Annotated in this window: 23 protein-coding genes and 2 pseudogenes; all 25 read right to left on the reverse strand. The window is 44.4% G+C overall.

Annotated features, from left to right (window positions below; translation table 11 throughout):
• Position 1: 1 nt before the first annotated feature.
• The 25 genes and pseudogenes from PGZ10_RS01430 to PGZ10_RS01550 all read right to left on the reverse strand — a co-directional run bounded on the left by PGZ10_RS01430 (position 2) and on the right by PGZ10_RS01550 (position 19980).
• Positions 2 to 883, reverse strand: a complete 882-nt coding sequence (locus PGZ10_RS01430; RefSeq protein ID WP_021740714.1) for a DUF3801 domain-containing protein — start codon at positions 881 to 883, stop codon at positions 2 to 4.
• Entirely contained in the window at positions 858 to 2300 is a 1443-nt protein-coding gene (locus PGZ10_RS01435; RefSeq protein WP_270540539.1) for a relaxase/mobilization nuclease domain-containing protein, read from the reverse strand. The genes PGZ10_RS01430 and PGZ10_RS01435 overlap by 26 nt, the downstream gene beginning before the upstream one ends.
• Positions 2291 to 2629, reverse strand: a complete 339-nt coding sequence (locus PGZ10_RS01440) for a plasmid mobilization protein (RefSeq protein WP_055157273.1) — start codon at positions 2627 to 2629, stop codon at positions 2291 to 2293. Before PGZ10_RS01440 ends, PGZ10_RS01435 begins: the two co-directional genes overlap by 10 nt.
• Positions 2626 to 3612 (reverse strand): DUF5688 family protein, encoded by a 987-nt coding sequence (locus tag PGZ10_RS01445; RefSeq protein ID WP_270540540.1) that lies wholly within the window; start codon positions 3610 to 3612, stop codon positions 2626 to 2628. Before PGZ10_RS01445 ends, PGZ10_RS01440 begins: the two co-directional genes overlap by 4 nt.
• 120 nt (positions 3613 to 3732) lie before the next feature.
• Entirely contained in the window at positions 3733 to 3840 is a 108-nt protein-coding gene (locus tag PGZ10_RS01450; RefSeq protein WP_006426179.1) for a DUF3789 domain-containing protein, read from the reverse strand.
• Positions 3841 to 4006: 166 nt separating this feature from the next.
• Positions 4007 to 4318 (reverse strand): hypothetical protein, encoded by a 312-nt coding sequence (locus tag PGZ10_RS01455; RefSeq protein ID WP_270540541.1) that lies wholly within the window; start codon positions 4316 to 4318, stop codon positions 4007 to 4009.
• 15 nt (positions 4319 to 4333) lie between these two features.
• The gene (locus PGZ10_RS01460; protein ID WP_270540543.1) at positions 4334 to 5320 is read right to left on the reverse strand and encodes a DUF3991 domain-containing protein; all 987 of its coding nucleotides are present in this window, start codon (positions 5318 to 5320) and stop codon (positions 4334 to 4336) included.
• Positions 5321 to 5430: 110 nt separating this feature from the next.
• On the reverse strand, positions 5431 to 5961 hold the full coding sequence (locus PGZ10_RS01465) for a hypothetical protein (RefSeq protein WP_270540544.1): 531 nt from the start codon (positions 5959 to 5961) through the stop codon (positions 5431 to 5433).
• Positions 5962 to 5972: 11 nt separating this feature from the next.
• Entirely contained in the window at positions 5973 to 6551 is a 579-nt protein-coding gene (locus PGZ10_RS01470) for a hypothetical protein (protein ID WP_270540546.1), read from the reverse strand.
• A gap of 31 nt (positions 6552 to 6582) precedes the next feature.
• Positions 6583 to 7242: an RloB family protein gene (locus PGZ10_RS01475; RefSeq protein WP_270540548.1), complete on the reverse strand. Its 660-nt coding sequence runs from the start codon at positions 7240 to 7242 to the stop codon at positions 6583 to 6585.
• A gap of 2 nt (positions 7243 to 7244) precedes the next feature.
• Positions 7245 to 8588 (reverse strand): AAA family ATPase, encoded by a 1344-nt coding sequence (locus tag PGZ10_RS01480; RefSeq protein ID WP_144094584.1) that lies wholly within the window; start codon positions 8586 to 8588, stop codon positions 7245 to 7247.
• Between the two features lie 173 nt (positions 8589 to 8761).
• On the reverse strand, positions 8762 to 9343 hold the full coding sequence (locus PGZ10_RS01485) for a JAB domain-containing protein (protein WP_270540549.1): 582 nt from the start codon (positions 9341 to 9343) through the stop codon (positions 8762 to 8764).
• A pseudogene (locus PGZ10_RS01490) lies at positions 9315 to 9641 on the reverse strand (LPXTG cell wall anchor domain-containing protein); the annotation flags it as partial. The gene PGZ10_RS01485 and the pseudogene PGZ10_RS01490, both read right to left, overlap by 29 nt.
• A 115-nt stretch (positions 9642 to 9756) precedes the next feature.
• The gene (locus PGZ10_RS01495; protein ID WP_270540550.1) at positions 9757 to 10164 is read right to left on the reverse strand and encodes a metal-dependent transcriptional regulator; all 408 of its coding nucleotides are present in this window, start codon (positions 10162 to 10164) and stop codon (positions 9757 to 9759) included.
• A gap of 48 nt (positions 10165 to 10212) precedes the next feature.
• Complete coding sequence (locus PGZ10_RS01500; protein WP_270540552.1) at positions 10213 to 11955, reverse strand: amino acid ABC transporter ATP-binding/permease protein; 1743 nt, start codon at positions 11953 to 11955, stop codon at positions 10213 to 10215.
• Positions 11955 to 12554 (reverse strand): annotated as a pseudogene (locus PGZ10_RS01505) (ATP-binding cassette domain-containing protein); the annotation flags it as partial. The pseudogene PGZ10_RS01505 and the gene PGZ10_RS01500, both read right to left, overlap by 1 nt.
• Before the next feature lie 90 nt (positions 12555 to 12644).
• Positions 12645 to 14264, reverse strand: coding sequence for a recombinase family protein (locus PGZ10_RS01510; RefSeq protein ID WP_002571010.1), 1620 nt, complete (start codon positions 14262 to 14264; stop codon positions 12645 to 12647).
• A 111-nt stretch (positions 14265 to 14375) separates the two neighbouring features.
• Entirely contained in the window at positions 14376 to 14564 is a 189-nt protein-coding gene (locus PGZ10_RS01515) for a transposon-encoded TnpW family protein (protein WP_002571011.1), read from the reverse strand.
• Between the two features lie 14 nt (positions 14565 to 14578).
• The gene (locus PGZ10_RS01520) at positions 14579 to 15421 is read right to left on the reverse strand and encodes an ATP-binding protein (protein ID WP_002571012.1); all 843 of its coding nucleotides are present in this window, start codon (positions 15419 to 15421) and stop codon (positions 14579 to 14581) included.
• Entirely contained in the window at positions 15418 to 16152 is a 735-nt protein-coding gene (locus PGZ10_RS01525; protein WP_038283483.1) for a replication initiator protein A, read from the reverse strand. The genes PGZ10_RS01520 and PGZ10_RS01525 overlap by 4 nt, the downstream gene beginning before the upstream one ends.
• Positions 16153 to 16284: 132 nt before the next feature.
• Complete coding sequence (locus PGZ10_RS01530) at positions 16285 to 16671, reverse strand: cysteine-rich VLP domain-containing protein (protein ID WP_002571014.1); 387 nt, start codon at positions 16669 to 16671, stop codon at positions 16285 to 16287.
• Entirely contained in the window at positions 16661 to 18277 is a 1617-nt protein-coding gene (locus tag PGZ10_RS01535; protein ID WP_002571015.1) for a relaxase/mobilization nuclease domain-containing protein, read from the reverse strand. The genes PGZ10_RS01530 and PGZ10_RS01535 overlap by 11 nt, the downstream gene beginning before the upstream one ends.
• Positions 18249 to 18647 (reverse strand): plasmid mobilization protein, encoded by a 399-nt coding sequence (locus PGZ10_RS01540; protein ID WP_002578912.1) that lies wholly within the window; start codon positions 18645 to 18647, stop codon positions 18249 to 18251. Before PGZ10_RS01540 ends, PGZ10_RS01535 begins: the two co-directional genes overlap by 29 nt.
• A 17-nt stretch (positions 18648 to 18664) precedes the next feature.
• Entirely contained in the window at positions 18665 to 19141 is a 477-nt protein-coding gene (locus tag PGZ10_RS01545; protein ID WP_040013272.1) for a hypothetical protein, read from the reverse strand.
• A 227-nt stretch (positions 19142 to 19368) separates the two neighbouring features.
• Positions 19369 to 19980, reverse strand: a complete 612-nt coding sequence (locus PGZ10_RS01550; protein ID WP_002571017.1) for a Type 1 glutamine amidotransferase-like domain-containing protein — start codon at positions 19978 to 19980, stop codon at positions 19369 to 19371.
• Positions 19981 to 20234 lie beyond the last annotated feature (254 nt).

Here is a 20234-nt window from a genome sequence, read left to right on the forward strand (position 1 = left end):
TTTACCTCTCTTTCCCTTTCCTTGGTTTTCGTTTCTGTTGTGGCTGCTGGTGGCGAATCTGATTCGGGTCTTTATTTCCCTGATTTCTCACCGGATCATTTCTATTCTCACGCCGCTCCGCTTCTTTCTTCCTTGCATTCTGTATTTCCCGAAGTTCCTTTCTGACCGATGGTTTCTCTGGTTTTTCCGGGGTAAATAACTTAGAAGTACCCTCTGCGGTTTTCTCTTGCTTCTTTGAGGTAGGCTCGGACAGACGGGATTTGGTCGTCTTTGCCAAAGAAGGGTTTTGCTCCTTACCCTCTTTCTTCACCGACTCTCCAAACAACTCGTCCATAAGCTGATCCTCCTTGGATTTCTGCGGATAATCTTTTTCCGGCTCTGCCTGTCCCTGTTTTTCTTGCTGAACCTGTACTTTTTCCGGCTTCTTTTCCTGCTTCTCTGATTTTCCGGCTTTTGCTTTTTCTGCACGTGTCCGCTCAATTTCCGTCTTAATCTTCGCTGCTTCTGTTACAGATGCAAACTGGAATCTATCTACGATACGGTTGATTCTTGGTGCATCTTCTTCCTTTACAATCACATCTATCAATCCGTCACTGCTTCCTCTTGGATTTCGGACTGCACAGTACAACACGCCATATCGTTTTGCTTCCTGAACAAATTGTTTCAGATCACTTTCTTTCACTGAAAATACCGTCAGTGGTCTACCTGATTTAACCAATGTTTCAAGTCTTACTCTGCCTTTTGTCTTTTTCTTCTCTTTTAAGACTGCATACAGCATCACTGCCAGATGCTTCGCTCCTGTGCCACTGATCTTCAATGCTGCTTCACCGACTTCCAATGACATTCGTACCACCTGATCAGCGGCTTCGCCTGATGTGTTCATGCCTTTGTTCCTCCTTCTGCTCTTTTTCTTCCCGCACCATCTTAAATTTTTCTTCGATTACCTTGGAACGTGCGGCGATTCCATCACAAAGTGCTGCCTCCTTTCTGAGCGTTCCAATTTTCTCTGTCAGAACTTTTATCTGCTCCTTCATTTCCTGTATTTCTTCTTCCGGTCTGTCTGCCCGAATCTTATAACGCAAGTGCTTCCGTTCCTCCGCACACTGCTCCATTTGTTTCTGTAAATGGTCTTTCAATGAAAAAAGCTGCTCCGCAGTATCAATGTGATAATGGCAAAGCAGCTTCGTTTCTTTAGAAACGGTATTCAGTTTTAATAAATCCTCCCGGAACAATACATGCACCTGTTTAGCAGATATTGACGGGCGATTCTTCGGTAGGATTCCTAAAAGATAACAGTAATGCAGATACAATCCCCGAAGTCCTCCGATTTTTCTTGTCTGCTTGAAGTTGCCGGATACCCTAATCCGGTAATGCCTCTGAACCGGAAATTTCTTCTCGGCAGGTAATTCATTTTCTTCCAGAGTCCGAACCCTGATTGCTTCCAGTGAATAATTCTCTCCAAAATTCCGCTTTAACTTCAGACCACGCTCCCGCCCTTCCGGACGAATGGTAATGTCTTTCCCAAACTTAAAAGAATATCCTTTTTCCCGCAAATAAAAAAAGAACTGTTTTTCAGTCCTCGCCTTTCGGATTGCCTCGTCAACATCTGCCTTTACCATGCTGTGATAACTCGGCTTCCCATCCTGTTCTGCCTGCCACTCGGCATAATGTTTTCCTTTTCCCTGTTCTGGCTGCCTCACAACCGATAACTGGTATTCTTTACATAAACGGTCTGACACCATCCGCATATCCCGGTAATCCTGATTTGTCCTGTGGTATCTTTTCCCATCAATGAATGAAACTGAGTTCACCACAAAATGGTTGTGCAGATGATTCGCCTTATCCAAATGAGTCGCAATCAATACCTGATACTGACTGCCCCACAATTCTTCTGCCAGCTTCTTTCCAATCTCATGTGCCATTGCCGGATTACATTCTCCCGGTGCAAAAGACTGGTAGCCATGAAACGCAACAATTCCGTCCTCCTTTCCAAAACGCTTTTTGACTGCAATCATTTCTTCTCTGGCGGTTGTCGGTGCACAATTAAGTCCCGATACATACTGTTCCATCAGTTCTTCCGATTCTCCGACAACTTCCATTTCCATTGATTTAGATTGTCTCAGTCTGGTCTTTTCTGCATTCACCGCATAGGTAATCACATCTTCCAGTCCTTGTGCGGATCGTGATTGATCCTCGACTATCTGCCCTTCGTTATTCTCTTTCGTCTTGTCCGGGTTCTCCGCATAATTGATTACTTTTCCAATCCAACCTTTAATGCTCCAGATTGATGTCACTGCCATGATTCATTTTTTTCCGGAAGTATTACTGCTTCTGTAATCTTACGGACTGCTTCATTGAACTTCCGCACTTCCTGATCGTAACGTTGCACATCTACCACATTTAACACATGTGCTTTCTGCGCAATCTGATTTAAGTTATTTCCAATTTTATGCAGCTCCCGCATCATAGAATAATAATCTGGTGGCGGTGCGTCTCTTGGAACAACACCAGAAATCAACTGTCTCAGGTAAGCTTCCCGGTTCAGTCCGCTTCTCTTTACTTTCTTATCCAATGCCTCTGCTTCTTTTTTGTTCAATCGGAAAAGAATTGCTACATTACGTTTTCTCAACGCTCCATCTCCTTTACTTTCTGTATAGAATCTGGTTCCTGGCGAATCTGGTGTTTTTCTTTATCGTAACTGTAAACTCTGTCTGAGAGAACCTCCTGCCGTTCCACTTCATTTTTATTTACTTCCCGTACCATTTCACCAAGCATTTTCGGTTCCATCTCTCCATTATCCGGAACAATCAGAACTTCATGCACAGATGACGGTAACACATAAAATCCTTCTGGGAAAAGCTGTTCCAATTTATTTAAAACTTCTGGCTGCGTGATCATAGATGCTCCATATTGCTTTTCTACATTCGTAAGTGCATACAGCATATCATGTGAACGAAGTCCAAAATCAACATTTTCATCTAACAGGTTTGTTGCATGTCCTTCTTCATTAAAAATACTCAACAACATTTCGTCCATTGACTGAAGAATCGGTGTATTTACAGGCTGTGTATTTGCTCTGGCCTGCTGGAACATTTCCTTTGCATCCACATTCCACATCTTAAGATGTTCATTTTTCACCTTCATAGTCGCTTTTCCATCGTTAGACTCTACCGGAAAATCCACATAACAGATAGCCGACAGATCTTCCATATTTTCATGAGGCATTTCCTGTAACATTCGTTTGTTTGCCTGGGTGTTCACAAGCATCACTGCCAGATGCTCCTTCACTGAATCATAATCCATTGGATTGATACCACTGTGCACAAACGGAGCATTGCCTGCTTCTTCCATGCATTTTGCAATTTCATTCATCACTTTCTCAACAGGTTCACCCAAACGTATTTCATTAAAGAACGACCCTACATAAACAACTGGGCACACATTTTCTTCCTGTAGTCTTACCTGTACTCCTATCATCTGGACTCCATTATTTTTATTCATCTGCATTACCTGAAATTCTGCATTCTCATATTTTTCTGGGAGAAAATTCCTGATGTCCTTTGCTACACTTTCCGCAAACACTTTTTCTGCTATCATCTCTCTTGCAATCATTTCTTCTGTTCTCCCTTCTTCTTGTTCATTTTCTTTAAATATTCCTGATATCGTCTTTCTGCTTTCTTTTTGTCTTTCATTGATACTTCAACCTGCATTTTGTATCTCCTTTCTTTTTGTCTACTGAATCTTGTTAATCTGCAACAGGCACATCAACACTACTCCTATAATGCCACCTACTAATACTCCACAAATAAACTTCAACATTGTTACTTTCTCCTTTTTCATTTTCTGAAGGTTTCAGGGATTCTCCCTGACAAGCTGCCGCAGACTGCCAGACAGGAAACCTGTGTGGCAATCCAAAGGCGTTGCTTGCTGGTATTGTGTATTCTTCTGATACCCGTCTCACTGTTCCGGGTATCAGAAGATTTACTTGCCGAAAAGCAAATGTTTTTTATTCTTTCAGTTCACAAATCCCGCAAGTTTCACACAAGTATTCACACTCTGTGCATCGTACATTTTCATCAGTTGCCATGCATTCTTTACTTGCCGGACAATACTTTTGACAACTTTCACACTGCTCCGTACCGCCTTCTTCTGACACTTTTTCAGCAATAATTCCAAGCAATTCATTCTGTTCTTTTTCTTCTTTCAACTGTGTTTCCAGAAAAATCTTCAACAGTTCTTCGCTGTCTACATCGTCTTCCATCGTCAAAATCAGTTCTTTCTTATACACAACCTTCAACTCATATCTTGCAATTTTCATATCTTTTTTCACCTTCTATCTCTCATATTTTTCATGACCAGACATACTCTTTTTCGTGTTTTTTTCTCGCTTTGTAATTGCCAGATTTAACTTGATGCAGAGCAGATCGTTGTAATCTTTTCCTTGTTTTGGTGGTACATCTTTTACCTGATATTGCTTTGGAAGCACTGCAGAAATTGCTTTTGTGGCAAGTCTTCCAATACGGTCATTGTCCAAATGCAGAACGATTGTCTTCACCTCTGGATGCATTTTTAATGTCCTGGCCAACGCTGCAGGGACTTTACTTTTTTCAATTTCTTTTGCTGGCTGATAGACACCTGCCAGTGACAATAAATGTTCTCTCCTCCACTCTTTCCCGTCTAATTTCTGCAACGTCGCATAAGATAACAAATCAATGGCTGACTCAAACAGATGCACCGTATCATTGGATTTCTCTGCAAAAATGGAAAAAGAATAATTCTTATTGCTTCCATTTGCTTCTCCTATAAAGCTGGTTCCGATTCCTCTAAGAGCTGCATATTTCGGATTATCTTTCTCATCCATCCCTACAAACACTACGTTATGATGAAATGCACTTTCATAAACTCTTCCGGACTCCAAACAAAACTGAATGATTTCCTTATCAATCCCACGTCCTAAAAGATACGCAATCACTTTCTGATCATCTTGATTTTTCTTTGGAAACAGTAACTGTTTCTTCATCGGAACATTCTCAGATACAAAAAGAGGCGGCTGAATATTTGCCCGTTCTGCAAGCAATTCAACCGCCTCTAAAAAACTGTATCCTCTTACTTTGATCAGATAATCCAGTGCTGATCTGCCACCGGTTCTCTGACTCCACCACATCCATTTCCCATTTGATATTTTCAAACTATCGTGTGTTCTGGTAGTGTAGGTGTTGCCAGAAAAGTGAACTAATTCGTATGGTTCATAATTTTTCAGGTATGTGAGCAAGTCCATACGCTTGACCTCCTGCACAACTGATGGTGGTATATATGGCATAATTTTCATCTCCTTCCCTGCCTTGGATTGATATTATTGGGGATAATATCCGGGCATGAAAATAGCCAGGTGATTCCTCGGGATGGAACTATCTGGCTATGTATTTTTTATTATATACAAAAACTGCTTCCTAATTTCAGTTCTCTAACTATATCATTATTTACTTTTTTAAATTCATCTTTATTATTTGCATAATCTGTAATCTTCATTTCCAACCATAATTCGGGTGATACTCTAATTCCTGTTACATCACTTTTTATCTGTGTTGCTAATAATATATACATTGAAATCGCTCTATATTTATTAAATGATACAGTATTTCGCAATGTATAATTTTCTTTTTGCATAGTAGCTGCAATTTTTATTGCTTCTTTTGAGCCATATGCATATATAGTATCCATTAATGAAGTAAAATCATTTAATAAATCACCTTTTCCTCCCGTTTGCATAATATTATCCATTAGTTTCAATATTTCATATGGTATAGATGACATTTTTTCAATATGAATACTCGTTTTTTCTTTTTCCAGTTCTTCCTTAAAATTTCTTTTCATTGATTTATATGTAACTATAAAACCGATAACTGAAATAATACTTGTTACCCCCGATGTAATAATAACACCTAATAATTCTTCACTCATCTTTTCACCTTTTAATTATTTTCTTTTTCTATAATTAGTATTATATCTTCATAAAACGATATTTTATTTGCTATATTCATTCTTCTATTTTTGCCCAAAAGGTACAATGTTACACCAATGATTAATATTAGCAACGAAAACATACCATAAAAAATTATTGATTCTTTAAAGTTGAATTCTAATAACCTCGCAGTTTGTTCATATAATTTATCTGTATTTGATACAAAATAATTAGTTACAATCTCTGATGCTGCAGCATTGTAATTTTTAATTAGTTCCGCAAAAGCAAACATAAAAGTTAATAAAACAGTTAAAACAAAAATATTTAAAGGCATCCAAATTGCATCAAGAGTTGCAATTTTATTTTCCTCACTTCTTTTCTTTCCTTTTATGTAATGCACAAAATTTAATCGAGTTGTTTCCGTAAACTGACTACACTTATTTATAATGTGACTTTCCCAGTTTTTATATGTCTTTAACTCACTCTTATTATCACCAATACTCTCATATTTTTTATATTCTTCATTTATGTTAAAATCATACGGTGTATTTTCTTTTCTTTTAAATATAATGGTTCTCTCCTTTTCCAAATATCAGTAAATTTTTCCTTAACAATTGGCATTAAGCTAATTCACAATCCTTCAATATCTTCTCAATTGCCTCCCATGCAGCCAATGAAGGATTCTCTTTATAATACTGATACCCTTTATATTGATACAAAGTATATCCATTTTCTTGATTTCTCTGCATGATTTTCCTTGCCCGATCAACAGCCGCAATTACATTGGACAAGTCCATTTTCTTAAGACATCTCTTGAAATTATTCTCTTCTTTGAATTCGTCCATATTTTGAAATTTTTCTCCAAACGCCCGGTTAATCGGTGTAATATACTGTTTTCGATGTGAAAATGACGCATTACAGTTCGTCATATGAAGAATGATCCATAAATCAAAAGTAAAATTACTATATCCAGATTTATATTTTATCTGTTTTCCTATTTTTTCTGCCTTCTTCATATTGTCCAGAGCTTCTTGAAAGCCTTTGACATGAAGCGGTTCATCACTTTCGTAATCAAAAAAATGATAGATTTCAATCTTTCTGGTAACGGTCAATGATTTCGCATGCTTTAATGGATTTTTTCTTACCGGACAATCAATAGACACCTTGCATGCAGCTTTTTCAGTATTATTTATCGTATCCTGCAGCCATTTTAAGTACCACTGTTCTGTTTCTCCCTCAACACTGAAATAATATTTATTTGTTGGTTTTCTCTTTGCCATCCCTATCCCTCTTTTTCATCACATAAGATTTCTTCAAAGATTGGTGTAAAATCAATATCCTTTATTGCTCCATACTGGCTGATGAAATATTTGCTCATATAATCTTCGTGCTTACGAACACCCTTATCACCTGTTGTGCCAAAATCAGATAATGCATATAATACGCTGTCATGTGTATCATCATCACGCTCAACAAACTTAATCTCGTCTCTTCTGAAAAGATTTGAATTCAAAAATATCGGATTATGAGTATTAAATATAAGCTGTGCATGATGGATATTTACATCATCATTATGAAATACATTGATAATACTCATCAATGCCATCGGATGAATGGATGCATCAAATTCATCCACCACCAATGTTCCACCCGTTTGCATCGCTTTAATTACAAGCGGAAACATATTGATAAATCGAATCGTTCCATATGACTCAAAAATATCTGCTGCAACCGCCGTAGTCTTTTTGTTTTTCATATTTTTAAATACAGAATATAATTTTGCATCAGGCTCGTCATCGCTCACGACATATCCTACTGCATTTGAATTAATTCCAAATAATTTTGCAGCTTCATCTGTTGTTTTTTCAACATAGATTGCTTTCTTTTTTGGATCTGCAAATCTTTTAATCAGTTGCATCGAATCCGCACGATAAATCACCATAAACTTATTCGTAAACCAATCAACAATCAGCTTTGTGAATTTAGGCGAAAAAATCAACTTAAAACCATTTGTTAAAAATAATTCTTCTTGATTCAAACTGTTTTTCGCAATTTCATTTACACTGTCTGCGTTCTGTTCTGTTATATCCGACAAATAATCTTTAATAACCTTTAAGTTCTCTATTTTCAGATCTTGCGTACGTTCAAATACTCTTTCTCCATTGACCTCCAACACTTCTGCAAGGATTTTTCTTTGATGTTCCTCCTCAAGAAAGGTTCCAAGATCAACCTCTAATTCATAGTGTATTTTAAATTTATGATCTTCTCCATCTTCCTCATAAAATTCTATTTCAAAACATACCGGTTTTGATTCCATTTCATTATTATTTGGAATCAATTCTAATGCTGCTGCAGCTGGGTTTGGTGATGATTTTTCTTCAGAATTTCTGATATTTCCTCTCAAAACAATTGCCCGCAATACATCCATCGCACCAATAATATTAGTTTTTCCTGCCGCATTCGGTCCATAAATAACCGAAGAACTTAACCCTTTTATCTCTTTTCCTTTTATTTTTGTCTTCATAAGACTATAATCTAATCCCTTTTGTTTTGGCGCAGCTACCATTGAAAAGCTTGCCTCTTCTACAAAAGATTTATAATTTTTTGTTTTAAATTCAAGAAGCATTTTATTACCTCCATTCTGCTTGTTTTTAACAAAATCATATTTATATTATAGTCTTATTGTATGATAGAGTCAATTTTTTATTCTTATTTTGCACTTTTTCTTCAAAATCATTTTATTTTTGTTAAGTCAAGGAATCTTTATATCATAGATTCCCTGACTCTCCACCGCTTGCCCTATCTCTCCCAATCCATCCTTCCTGTCACATTCAACATCTTTTCTTCTCGGAAGCTGAGCATCTTTCCATTAGTTCCACCGACAATGATATGATCCAGCAATTCTATCCCCAGTAGCTGTCCGCACTTCTGCAGCTTTCTCGTAACAATCATATCCTCTTTTGACGGTTTCACATTGCCACTGGGATGATTATGAAGTCCAATGATTGCAGAAGCATTTGCCAGAATACTGCTCTTAAAAACTTCTCTGGGAATTACCAAAGATGCATTGATTGTTCCACCATAATCTGCTCCTTTCGTTTCTTCCTTTACTTCTTTTTTTCCTGACAAATAGCTTATCACTTTGTTTGCCTTAATGCTTTTCTGCAGCTCACTGATAATGCACAGATCTGCTACATTCACTCCCGGCAAAGCAAGCATTTCATCCATCGCCATATTGACAATCTCTTTTTCCGTTCCGTATCCGGCATCAAATAAACGCTGTAATACTTTTATTGCTTTCTGATTTTTTCCCATTTCATCATCAAAGGGCAGCTTATCGCCGCCCTCTGTTTTACTCCTCCTCTTCTTTCTTTTCTTCAATTCCTAATCTCTTAACCTGTTTCTTTTTATTCCAGATACGAACTCCTATGATTCCGGCTGCTGATAATACCAGAATGGCTATCCATAAAATTGCATTTGTAGTGTCTCCTGTTTTCGGAGGGTTACTGGTTTTTGTAGTAGTACCCGGTGTCTCTGGGGTTGGTGTTTCCGGTACTTCTTTGATGGTTACAGTCTGACCTTCATCGTTGATGTCCTTATGCTCTGTTACCTTTTTCGGTTCTTCCGGATTTGTCATATCATACAGTTCTTCAAAGGTTACAAGCTGCTTTCCACTTATCTACCTCATCCGCAGCAATCAATACTTTTTTCATTTGTATCCCTTTTCTTATGTTACTTCATTTTTTAAACAGAAAAGGCAGTGAAATCTCTCCACCGCCTTTCCTGTTTTTGATTTAATTCGTTAATTGCATTTGTTCATTCGATGCATTTTCCTTTTTTATCTTCTTCACCAGCTCCTGAATCTTCCGAAAAGATTCTTCACTGATTGTATGTTCCATCCGGCATGTATCATGATTTGCAGTTTCCGGAGATACCCCTATCCGTTCTAAGAATTCTTCCAAAAGCAAATGCCTTGCATAAACCTTTTTAGCAATCTTTTTCCCTTCCGCTGTCAGTTCAACATAGCCATGTTCATCTTTTATTACATATCCTTCTGCCACCAATCCACGTATCGCAACTGAAACACTTGCTTTGGAATAGTTCAGATAATTACAAAGCAGAAAATTACGGACATATCCTTTCTGACGTTTCAAGATATACATCGCTTCCAGATAATCCTCTTTGGATTCTCCAAGTTTCATCTACTACCTTCTCCCCTTTCGGAAAGTATTTCTTCTGCATTCCTGCTGTTAAGAAATTCTGTCGTTCTCCATTTCATATACCACATCTGCCACGTTCATTGTAGATACTCTGTGAGATACCAGGACAACTGTTTTCTTCTTGGCCGATTCTTTCAATGATTTTAAGATAATTCCCTCATTTAAAGAGTCGAGGTTCGATGTAGGCTCATCGAGTAGAATGAGGGGGCATTCATGGAGAAATGCTCTTGCAATTCCGATTCTCTGTTTTTCACCACCAGACAGCGTATCACCCAGTTCTCCGACTTCTGTATCATATCCTTTCGGAAGTGTCATTATGAAATCGTGGATAGACGCTTTCTTTGCGGCTTCCATAATCTCTTCTCTGGATGCTCCCGGCTTTGCGATTGCGATATTGTTTGCAATCGAATCATGGAACAGGTGCGTTTCCTGTGTCACGTAACTTTCCATATCTCTTAAATGCTTGGTCGGAATCTTGCGTACATCTGTACCATCTACCGATACGCTTCCATCCTGCACATCCCAGAACCGCATCAGCAGTTTTAAAAGTGTAGATTTTCCAGAACCGCTCGCACCATGAATCCCTGTAATTTTACCCGGCTGTAATTTCAGTGAATAGTTATCTAAAATAACCTCATTATCATAAGCAAATGTTACGTTCTCTGCCTCTGCTCCTGTAAATTCATGTTCCATGCTCTCTGCACCGGAAGTTTCCACGTCACCCGGAATTTCTTCCACAAGCGGTGTCTCTTCCAGAAGAGAAAGAACACGCTCACCACTTGCCAGTGTCTGATTCAGGTTATTGGAAAGGCTTGATAATGCTACTACCGGTCCGAAAGAACCCATCATTGCGATGGTGCAGGTTAAGATTCCCTCGAATCCCATCTCGCCCTTTGCATACAGCCAGATGGTCAGTGCCAGCATTCCAAAAGATGCAAGCAGGATAACCATGTTCGTAAATGAACGCTGTAAGCCTTCCATTTTGCTTAAATCTTCCTGCATTCCTGCAAGATTTTTGGAACGCTCAGACATCTGCTCTTTTCTCTTTTCACCCTGTCCGTACTGAATGGTCTCGTCCAGTCCACGTAAAGAATCCAGAACAAAACTGTTCAGTTCTCCGAAGTTTGTCCGAAATTCCATTCCCTTCTGGCTGCCACGTTTTCCATTCCACATCGGGATGGCTACACCGACAATCAGATAAGCTGCCAGTGCAAGCACTCCTGCTAACCAGTGATATCTTCCGATAAAAATCACCATAATGATTGAGGTCAGCGTTGCAATCGCAATCGGGGAAATGGTATGTGCATAGAACACTTCCAGTAATTCGATATCGGTTGTAATAATCGAAATCAGATTTCCCTTATCCCGTCCTTCCAGTTTTGCAGGGCAGAGCTTTCTCAGTGCCGCAAATACTTTGTGACGGATGATTGCCAACAGCTTAAATGCAATAAAATGATTACAATACTGTTCCACATAATGCAGGATTCCACGAAGCACTGCAATTACGATCATGACTGTAATAATCGTTTTTACTGGAGTAAATACCAGCCACATATTATCTACCGGAACAATCATTCCGGCTACTCCTGTCAGAAGTCCATGCACGATGACCTGTCCTGTCAGTATTGTCAGGAAGATTGCACACAAATACCCCAATGTTCCAAGGATGATTGCTGCCAGCATGATATGGAGCAGGGGTTTGACCAGACCAATCAGACTTCCCATGATTTGGATGGCACTTCTGCGTTTTGTTGTATTCGTATTTTCACTCATTATGCCACTCCTCCTTTTCCATAGTTTTCCAATGCCATCTGGCTTTCATACAGATGTCTGTACGCACCATTCCGGCTCATCAGTTCGTCATGCTTTCCGATTTCTTTGATTTCTCCGTCTTTTAAGAAATAAATCTTGTCAGACTTCACAACATTTGCCAGTCTGTGGGAGATCAGAAGCACCGTCTTTGTCTTTGCCAGTTCGTGAATCACATTCATGATCAGTTCTTCACTTTCCACATCAATATTAGATGCGGCTTCATCGAAAATATAAACTGCACTGTCTGTCCGAAGCAATGCTCTGGCAATCACCAGTCTCTGACACTGACCGCCGGACAGGTTGCTTGCTTTTTCCAGCAATTGTGTCTGTAAGCCATCCTGTGTCTGTAAGAACCCTAAGAGATTGACTTTCTGAAGAACAGCTTCCATCTCTTCTTTCGTTGCGTCCGGTTTTGCCATCTTCAGATTTTCTTCTACTGTACCTTTGAACAGGTAGCTGTTATGGCGAACCAGAACAACCCTCTGCATCAGATTTATTTCATTTACTTCATTAAGCGGTACGCCACCGATGATGATTTCTCCGTTATATCCCCGGTTCTTTTGCTTATGTGTGATAAAGAAGTAATAGAAGTGTAAAAAATTTTGCCGTTCCTATCCGGCACTTGGCCATTGTGTCGGATAGGTCGGGCGTTAGGCTTCGGGCAAGTCAATCTTGCCGACAAAGCTGTAATAAATCTCAATGTCCTGCCTGCGGGTGCCGTTCTCGTCATAGCTACACTCATGCACGACGATTTTCTCAATCATTTCCCGCAAGAGGGTGGGGGTAAGTTCCTCAAAGGCAAGGTGCTTTCGGACGATACCCATAAACTTTTCCGCGTTGACGGTGGCGGCCTGCGACTTGTCCAGTTCGGCCTGCAAAGCGGCGGCGCGGTCTTTCAGTTCCCGCTGTTCCTGCTCATAGTCTGCCGACAGTTCCATGAAACGCTCGTCGCTGATTTTGCCGTTCACATTGTCCTCATACAGCCGCTTGATAATGCGGCTCACTTCGGCAATGCGCTCCTGCGCCTGTTCAAGCTGCTTGGTGGCTGCGGCGGTCTTTCTCTTGCCGCCGATCTCGTTCTGCTGGATAAGCAGCTTCACAAAGCGGCTCTCGTGCTTGGCGGCGTATTCGGTCACTTGCCGGAGATTGGAGAGGACACCGGCGGTCAACAGGTCGGTGCGGATAAAGTGCGCCGTACAGTCGCGGGTGCGCTTCTTGTAGCTGCCGCAGATGTAACAGTCCTGCTTGCGGTTCTTGTTCTGATACCGCTGCTGGTACATCACATGACCGCAGTCGGCGCAGAACAGCATACCGGAGAACAGCCCCACTTCATCATAGCGGTTCGGGCGTTTGCGCTGCTTGCGTAACTCCTGCACGCGCTCCCATGTTTCCCGGTCTATGATAGGCTCATGGTGGTTCTCAAAAATGGCCTGCTTCTCTACGGGGTTCTCTACACTGTGCTTGACCTTGTAAGAGGGCTTCTCCGTCTTGAAGTTTACCAGACAGCCGGTGTACTCCCGGTTTTCGAGGATATGAACAACGGTGTTCGTCGCCCATTTGCACTCATAGCCGGGGTGGTAGCGGCGGGTGCTGCCCGTCCTGCGGTATTCCAGCGTTCCCGGCGTAGGGATTTGCTGCTCCGTAAGCATACGGGCAATCTTGGTCGGGCCATTCCCGGCAAGGCAAAGCTGGTATATCTGCTGGACAACCGGCGCGGTTTCCTCGTCAACGAGATAGTTCTCGTCCTCGTCCATGAGATAGCCATAGACCGGCTTGCTGGTAACGGGCTTGCCGCTCATGCCTTTTGCTCGTTTTACTGCTTTGATTTTCTTGCTCGTATCTCTCACCAGCCATTCGTTGAACAGATTTCGCAGAGGGGTAAAATCGTTGTCCATGCCGCCGTTTGCGCTGTCCACATTGTCGTTGACAGCGATAAAACGCACTCCCTTTTGAGGGAACAGCATTTCCGTGTAAAACCCTACCTGCAAGTAGTTTCGCCCTAACCGGCTCATGTCCTTGACGATGACCGTACCCACTTTCCCGGCTTCAATGTCTGCAAGCATGGCTTGAAAACCGGGGCGCTGGAAGTTCGCGCCGGAAAAGCCGTCGTCGGTGTACCAGCGCAGGTTGGTAAAGCCATTCTGTTTTGCAAAGGCTTCGAGTATCCTTTTTTGGTTCGATATGGAATTACTCTCACCTTGCAATTCGTCCTCATGGGACAATCTCGGATAAAGGGCGGTAATGAGGTTTTGGGTGGCTTGTCTTAACATAAAATCCTCCGTTTCCGACAGCCAGCCCCACTATTCCGTAGCTTTATTGTACCACGGAATAGCGGGGGCTGTATAGCGGCAAAAGTGTAAAATCTGCTTCTTTATGGTTTGTCAAATTGCCGGTTTTTGTGTAGCAGCGGCTTCCGCTTCCAGTACCCGCGCCATTTTGTCGGCGGCGGTGGTGGTAGTGTCTTTCTTGAAATAGCCGGACACGACAAGGACGGAATTGCCCATGCGGATTTCCGTCACGCAGTCGGGGCGGCGGGCGGTGCGGGTGTCGTGCTGCTTGTTATCTGTCATAGGCAATACTCCTTTCAGTCGGTAATCAGTTTCTTCATGCTCTCCATTTTCCGCTGCGCGGCTTCCTGCCGGAAGTTGTCGCCGGTAAAGCGTACCGGGACGCACATGGAAAGCAGGCGGTCATAAATCCGGGAATGGGCGGTGTCCTCCGGGTTCCGCAGGTCGTCCAGCGTGAGGTTGGTCGTGACGATCAGCGGCTTGCCGCTGCGGTAACGGCTGTCAATCACATTGAAAACCTGTTCCAGCCCGTACTCGGTGCCGCGCTCCATGCCGAAGTCGTCAATGATAAGCAGCGGATAGCGGCAAAGGCGGGAAATGTACTCGTTGCGGTTCTCAAAGCTGGCGGCAAGGTCGTTGAGGATAAGGGCAAAATTCGTCATGTGGACGGGGATTTCTTTCTCCATAAGGGCGTTTGCGATACAGCCCGCAAGGTAGCTTTTCCCGGTTCCCACGCCGCCCCAGAACAGGCAGCCGATATTGTCGGCTCGCATATCCTCCCAGTGTTCCACATACCGGCGGGCAATCCCGGCCTGCGGGTTCCTGCCGTTGTCGTTCTCAAAAGTCCAGTCCCGCATGGTGGGGTCGGTAAAGCCCCGGCGTTTCAGTTCCTCCACGGTGTCAAAGTGCCTGCGCCGCTTCTCGGCGGCCTCCCGTTCCTCGCGGGCGGCTCTCTGGCAGTCGCACTCTGCCGGGTGGCGGTCGCGGCCAAAGATAGCGGCCTTATCCGGCGCAAAATAGGCTTCTTTCGGCTTGCGGCACCTGCCGCAGTACAGTAAACCGTCCTCGCCGGTGTAGTCCTCCGGCTCCGGGGTGGCAGTCGTCATATTCTCCAAAACAGCGTTGATTTCGTTCTTCATAAACTCTCGCCCTCCTTGCATGAGTAGTCAGGGATGCCCTTTTTCGGGGCGCCCTTTTTGTCGTTCCCCGCCCATATCCGAAGGGCGGCGGCATAGTTCTGGTAGCTTTTCCCGCTGGCGGCAAGGTAGCGGCTCATTTCCTCGATGAACCGTTCCAGCCTGTCGGGGTACTCTGCCTGCAACTCGTCGTATTCGGTCTGTGACAGAAAAATATTCTGGTATCGGCCATAGGGCGCGGGCGGCTCCCCACTCACTCCCTTTGTTTGGTTCTCTGTAAGGTTGTTTATAGTAGTTTGGTTAGGGGACGGTTTTCCGACCATCATAAGGTCGGTTTTCTGACCATCAGTTGGTCGGTTTTCCGGCTCTATGAGGGTCGGTTTTCCGGCCATCAGTTGGTCGGAAAACTGTACCTGTGGCACACGCGGCACTTTCACATACAGTCGGTTCGGTGCGGAGAAGCCGCCCCGTTCCCGTTCCAGCAGCCCCGCCATGTCCAGTTCATTCAGCGCCCCCTTTATGGTGGTGCTGCCTTTATCCAGTATTTCGGCTATCTCCGCGATGGGATAGATAATATAAATCCTGCCCTCGCCGTCCTGCCACTTGTTCTTCTGGGAGAGGGTGGAGCGGTCTAACAGCAGCGCATAGAGCAGCTTGGCGGTCTGGGAAATCTCCATTTTCAGCAGGAAACGGGGATAGGGCAGATAGGCGGGCAGCTTCGTGTCTGCCATGATATAATCAGCGATAGGATCACCTCCCTGTGTTCGGGTTGATTTTGACGGTTTGTACGCATTTAGAACGCTGTTTCCGGGGGAAAAGGATAAATGTATCGCGTACCCTTTGACACCCACGAAAAAAGCCTTGATTTATGCGGGTTTGAAAGGCTCTAAAGCGTGACATTTCTGCCTTTGTTTCTGCTTTCGCTCGGCGGCTTTGATTTTCTTCATGCGTCCGGCGCAGCCGGGGCAGTATTTTCCCCGGTTGGATTTGGGGACAAAGGCCGCGCCGCAGACGGCGCACCGTTTCCGGCTCCCCCGGTACAAGAGGGCTGCGGCCAGCTCCCCGTCAAGGGGCAGGACAGCCACACGGAACCAGCGGCACATGAGGGAAAAGGAAATGCTCTGGACGCATACGCAAGGCTCCCCGTCGTCCAACAGCAGGCAGTTCCCCTCGTCGTAGTTACAGCACTCATGCACCAGCCGCCGCGCCCGCCGGTGCTGGCGGTAGTCCATGCGGGGCAGGTTATCGCTCATGGCTCTGCTCCTTTCTGCGGCGGGGTTCCTCCCGGCGCAAAATCTGGTCGATGTTCCGCTTGACGGTCTGCAACTCCTTAAACCGCTGTTTCTGTGCGTGATAGGTGTTATACAGGCCGGATTTCTTGGAAACAAGCTGCTCGATCTCGTCCTGCAACGCTTTCCGGGCGGGCAGCCTGGTAATGCCATGTGCCTTGAAATACCGGGCGGCTGCGTCGGCTATGATAAAATCGCTCTCATGCGCCTGCCGGTATGCTTCGCGGGCTTTGGGGGATTTCTGCGCTTTCAGGCCGTCGCGGACGGGTTTGGTCTTGGCGTAGGCCAGCACCTGTCGCTGCAATTCCTTTTTCCCTTGCAGCTTCGTTTCCAGTGCTTTCAGTTCGCCGCTGGTCTGGCGCATTTCCTGATAGGCGGTATCAACGGCGGCTTCTAACTGCTCCGGGGAAGTGAAGCCGTATTCCTGATACACATTCAGCGTCGCGGCCATCTGTTTGAGGTTGTGCATGGTCGCCCAGCGTTCATAGCCCCGGCCTTTCCCCTCGGCTTTCTTCTGCTCAATGTCCACAAGCCGCTGCACATTCGGGGCGGTTCGGGCGGCTCTGTCTGCCCGCAGTTGGTCTTGGATAGAGGGCGGGGTGCTGGATATAGCCGCGGCCTTTTCTGCGGCTCTGGCGGCGTTCTGCTCCAAAACGGCAAGGACAGCGGCGCGGTCAAAATCGTCGCCCAGCTTGCGGGCGGAAATGGGCTTTGTCCTGTCCGGCGTGAGGTAACTAAGCCGCCCCCGGCTCTCCTTGACGGTCACGCCCTCCCGCAGCAGCAGAGAGGAAAAATCCTCGAATGAGGCCGCCGCAGACAGCGCGGCGCGTATGGTCTGCCGCAGCTTCTCTTTGTTCGTTTCAAACTTGGTCTGCCGGGGCGTGATACCGCCTGCAATCATGGGGGCGTTCTGCTTGTCCAGCGCGGCCTGTCCCTTTTTCTGCGCCCAATACTCCCGGTCTGTGACGCGGTTCTTGCTGCCGTTCAAGAGGTCGATTTGGTAAAGCCCCTCCCGGTGGCACATCTCCATGACTTCGGACTTGAAGTAGCGCAAGGCCGCGTCGGTACAGCGGTGCTTGCACCCGGCTTTCGTGTCGGCTGGCCTGTCCATGTAGGGCAGGAACGGGACTTCCTCTATCCGCAGCGAATTGATAACGATATGCACATGGATATTGCCGCTGTGGTTATGCCCGTCCGGGTGGGTGCATACAAGGGCTTGGTGGCCGGGGAAATGCTCGGCGCAAAACTTCTCGCCCAATTCCTGCGCCCGGTCTACGGTCAGGCCGTTGTCCGGGCCGTCCCGTGGGTCAAAGCTGATGATATAGTGGTGACTTTTCACATCTTCCCGCCGTTGGTTTTTCTCATAGCGGAGATTTGCCCGCATACAGGCAACGGCAAAATCCTCCCCGCCGCAGTTCAGCGTGGACAGCCGGTAGTCCTCGCGGGGGATAAGCCTGCCGGTTTCATCAAGGACGGGCTTCATGGTAAACTCGTCATGCTCAAAAAGCAGGTATTGTTCGGCGGCTCCGTAGTCGGCGTTTTTAGAGTTGATATGCTTGAGTGTTGCCAACCGCGTCACCTACTTTCTGTAAGATTTCATACTTGAGGGCGGCAAGGTCGGCTATGGCGGCGCGTACCTCGCCGGACAGCGCATTGTAGGGTACGCCGTACTCGTTCAGATACCGGGCAATCTGGTTGAGGTTGCCGCCGATCCTGCCGTACTCGGCTGTGAGTTTCCCGACAGCGGAAAGCAGCTCGTCATTGACCGCCGACACATGGATAATTGGGCGTATGGCGGTGCGCCGTATCGCCTGCCGGAGAAATTCGGACTGGCTGATACCATAGGGCGCAAGCCGCGCTGTGAAGTCGGCGTATTCATCTTCGGACAGCCGGGTTTTCACAACGCGGCTGCGGTGGGGCGTGTTGTATCGCTTCGGCATGGGCTGTAAACCTCCTTTCACTTATCACAAAAAATAGGCTGGTCTGTTAGGTATTTCCGGGGCAGTTCTCGCAAAAAAACGGCCTGCCGAACGGAAATCTTTTTGCGGCGCAAGCCGCCATAGCAGGGTTTGGGGAAGGCACTCCCCAACAAGTTTCCCGCGAGGGACAAAACCGCAGAATTGCGGATTTTGGCACCGTGGTAGAAACTTGCTCTAAGACTGCCGCAGACTGCCCCTGTCTGGTTTTTCCGTACATAGAACGGACAGGACAGGGCTTGCGGCCCGCTGTGGGCGGCCTTTTTTCCTTTCGCCAATATGACGCCGGAACGGGGCTTTGCTGCCCGCTGGCTGCGGCTTTTTCCCTTTCCGCTAAAGATACATTTCAAAGGCCGCCAGCTACCCGCTGGACGGGGATTTTTCAAAATTTCTTTTGCCTTAGTAATCCGGGCAACAGGATTTTGGCAACCGGCGGGGCAGAGAATTTTTCCTTTCACTCCCCACACCACCGCTCTTAGAAATTTGCCAAACGGAGCAGGCAGTTTTTTCTGGCTTCACCTACCTACTACGGGTGATTTTCGATTTTGCCAAATGGACACAAAAAAAGCAGCAAATCTTTTTCAGACTTACTGCTTTCGCTGGCCGCTGGTGGGCGGCTGATATTCAGTTTTGAAAGTTCGGGTCAGGGTGCCCCGAAGATAAAAAAACAACAGTATTCAATTTATTAAATAATTTCCTGTCGATTCCCTTTAATCAATACAGTTTGACCGTCAGCCAATTCAATCAAATCGTTCTTCGATATATCTCCAAAAGGGCTCTCTTTTTCAGCGTGTGGTATCAACGGATTTGCTAAATATCCTAATCCATCGGAAAAATTTCCGGCAGCAATCATACTACCTGCGCTAATTCCCAGATACACCAATCCATTCTCTATTGCTTGCTTTAGGGGCTTCGAAAATCCTGTTCTGTTTATTTCGCTAAGAAGCGTATGGGCATTTCCTCCACAAAAAGCAATCATGTCATATTGAGTGAGTTCTTGAACACTCATTAAGCGAAACGGTACAGGTATGTCACTAATATAACTTGAATATGTTCTTTTATATCCATCGGAAAGTAAAAACGCAAGATTATATATAAGAATATTATTCATAGGTATTCCCATATTCATAAGGCGCTCCATACATACAATGATTCCTTCTCGCGCACCATCATTTCCAACTGCGGCGGATGGAACCAAAATCGCTTTTGTGTTAATCGGTTCTTTTCCGATACATTTCCAAAATAATACCATAGTCTTTTCGTTTAAGCCACTTGAAGTTAAGAACAGGGTTCTCATAAACTTAGTCCTCTTTTAATTTTTCAAATTTCTGATTCTATGTAAGATGATAAAACATCAATTCATACCGAAATAATCCCATAATGTTAGTTATTTTGTTTTTTTTCAATACAGCTTACCATTATTATCACTATTCCGCGAGTATTAGATGACCTTAAATTCAATCTCTCCTTCTTGTATCTAACAAATATATTCTACTACCCCTGTTGTTTTTACTTTCTAATATACTTTTATGGTTAACTCATTGAAATCTA

The sequence above is a fragment of the Coprococcus sp. AF102-57 genome (assembly GCF_027686195.1).
GTDB lineage: Bacteria > Bacillota > Clostridia > Lachnospirales > Lachnospiraceae > Allocoprococcus > Allocoprococcus comes.

What these genes read in the sequence shown, in the direction of transcription:
- PGZ10_RS01550 (WP_002571017.1), bottom strand. Translation starts at nt 19,980, where the DNA reads ATGAGAACCCTGTTCTTAACTTCAAGTGGCTTAAACGAAAAGACTATG.
- PGZ10_RS01475 (WP_270540548.1), bottom strand. Translation starts at nt 7,242, where the DNA reads ATGGCAAAGAGAAAACCAACAAATAAATATTATTTCAGTGTTGAGGGA.
- PGZ10_RS01495 (WP_270540550.1), bottom strand. Translation starts at nt 10,164, where the DNA reads ATGAAACTTGGAGAATCCAAAGAGGATTATCTGGAAGCGATGTATATC.
- PGZ10_RS01500 (WP_270540552.1), bottom strand. Translation starts at nt 11,955, where the DNA reads ATGAGTGAAAATACGAATACAACAAAACGCAGAAGTGCCATCCAAATC.
- PGZ10_RS01435 (WP_270540539.1), bottom strand. Translation starts at nt 2,300, where the DNA reads ATGGCAGTGACATCAATCTGGAGCATTAAAGGTTGGATTGGAAAAGTA.
- PGZ10_RS01445 (WP_270540540.1), bottom strand. Translation starts at nt 3,612, where the DNA reads ATGATTGCAAGAGAGATGATAGCAGAAAAAGTGTTTGCGGAAAGTGTA.
- PGZ10_RS01480 (WP_144094584.1), bottom strand. Translation starts at nt 8,588, where the DNA reads ATGCTTCTTGAATTTAAAACAAAAAATTATAAATCTTTTGTAGAAGAG.
- PGZ10_RS01540 (WP_002578912.1), bottom strand. Translation starts at nt 18,647, where the DNA reads ATGCCGAAGCGATACAACACGCCCCACCGCAGCCGCGTTGTGAAAACC.
- PGZ10_RS01510 (WP_002571010.1), bottom strand. Translation starts at nt 14,264, where the DNA reads ATGTTAAGACAAGCCACCCAAAACCTCATTACCGCCCTTTATCCGAGA.
- PGZ10_RS01515 (WP_002571011.1), bottom strand. Translation starts at nt 14,564, where the DNA reads ATGACAGATAACAAGCAGCACGACACCCGCACCGCCCGCCGCCCCGAC.
- PGZ10_RS01520 (WP_002571012.1), bottom strand. Translation starts at nt 15,421, where the DNA reads ATGAAGAACGAAATCAACGCTGTTTTGGAGAATATGACGACTGCCACC.
- PGZ10_RS01450 (WP_006426179.1), bottom strand. Translation starts at nt 3,840, where the DNA reads ATGAAAAAGGAGAAAGTAACAATGTTGAAGTTTATTTGTGGAGTATTA.
- PGZ10_RS01460 (WP_270540543.1), bottom strand. Translation starts at nt 5,320, where the DNA reads ATGCCATATATACCACCATCAGTTGTGCAGGAGGTCAAGCGTATGGAC.
- PGZ10_RS01465 (WP_270540544.1), bottom strand. Translation starts at nt 5,961, where the DNA reads ATGAGTGAAGAATTATTAGGTGTTATTATTACATCGGGGGTAACAAGT.
- PGZ10_RS01430 (WP_021740714.1), bottom strand. Translation starts at nt 883, where the DNA reads ATGAACACATCAGGCGAAGCCGCTGATCAGGTGGTACGAATGTCATTG.
- PGZ10_RS01530 (WP_002571014.1), bottom strand. Translation starts at nt 16,671, where the DNA reads ATGAGCGATAACCTGCCCCGCATGGACTACCGCCAGCACCGGCGGGCG.
- PGZ10_RS01455 (WP_270540541.1), bottom strand. Translation starts at nt 4,318, where the DNA reads ATGAAAATTGCAAGATATGAGTTGAAGGTTGTGTATAAGAAAGAACTG.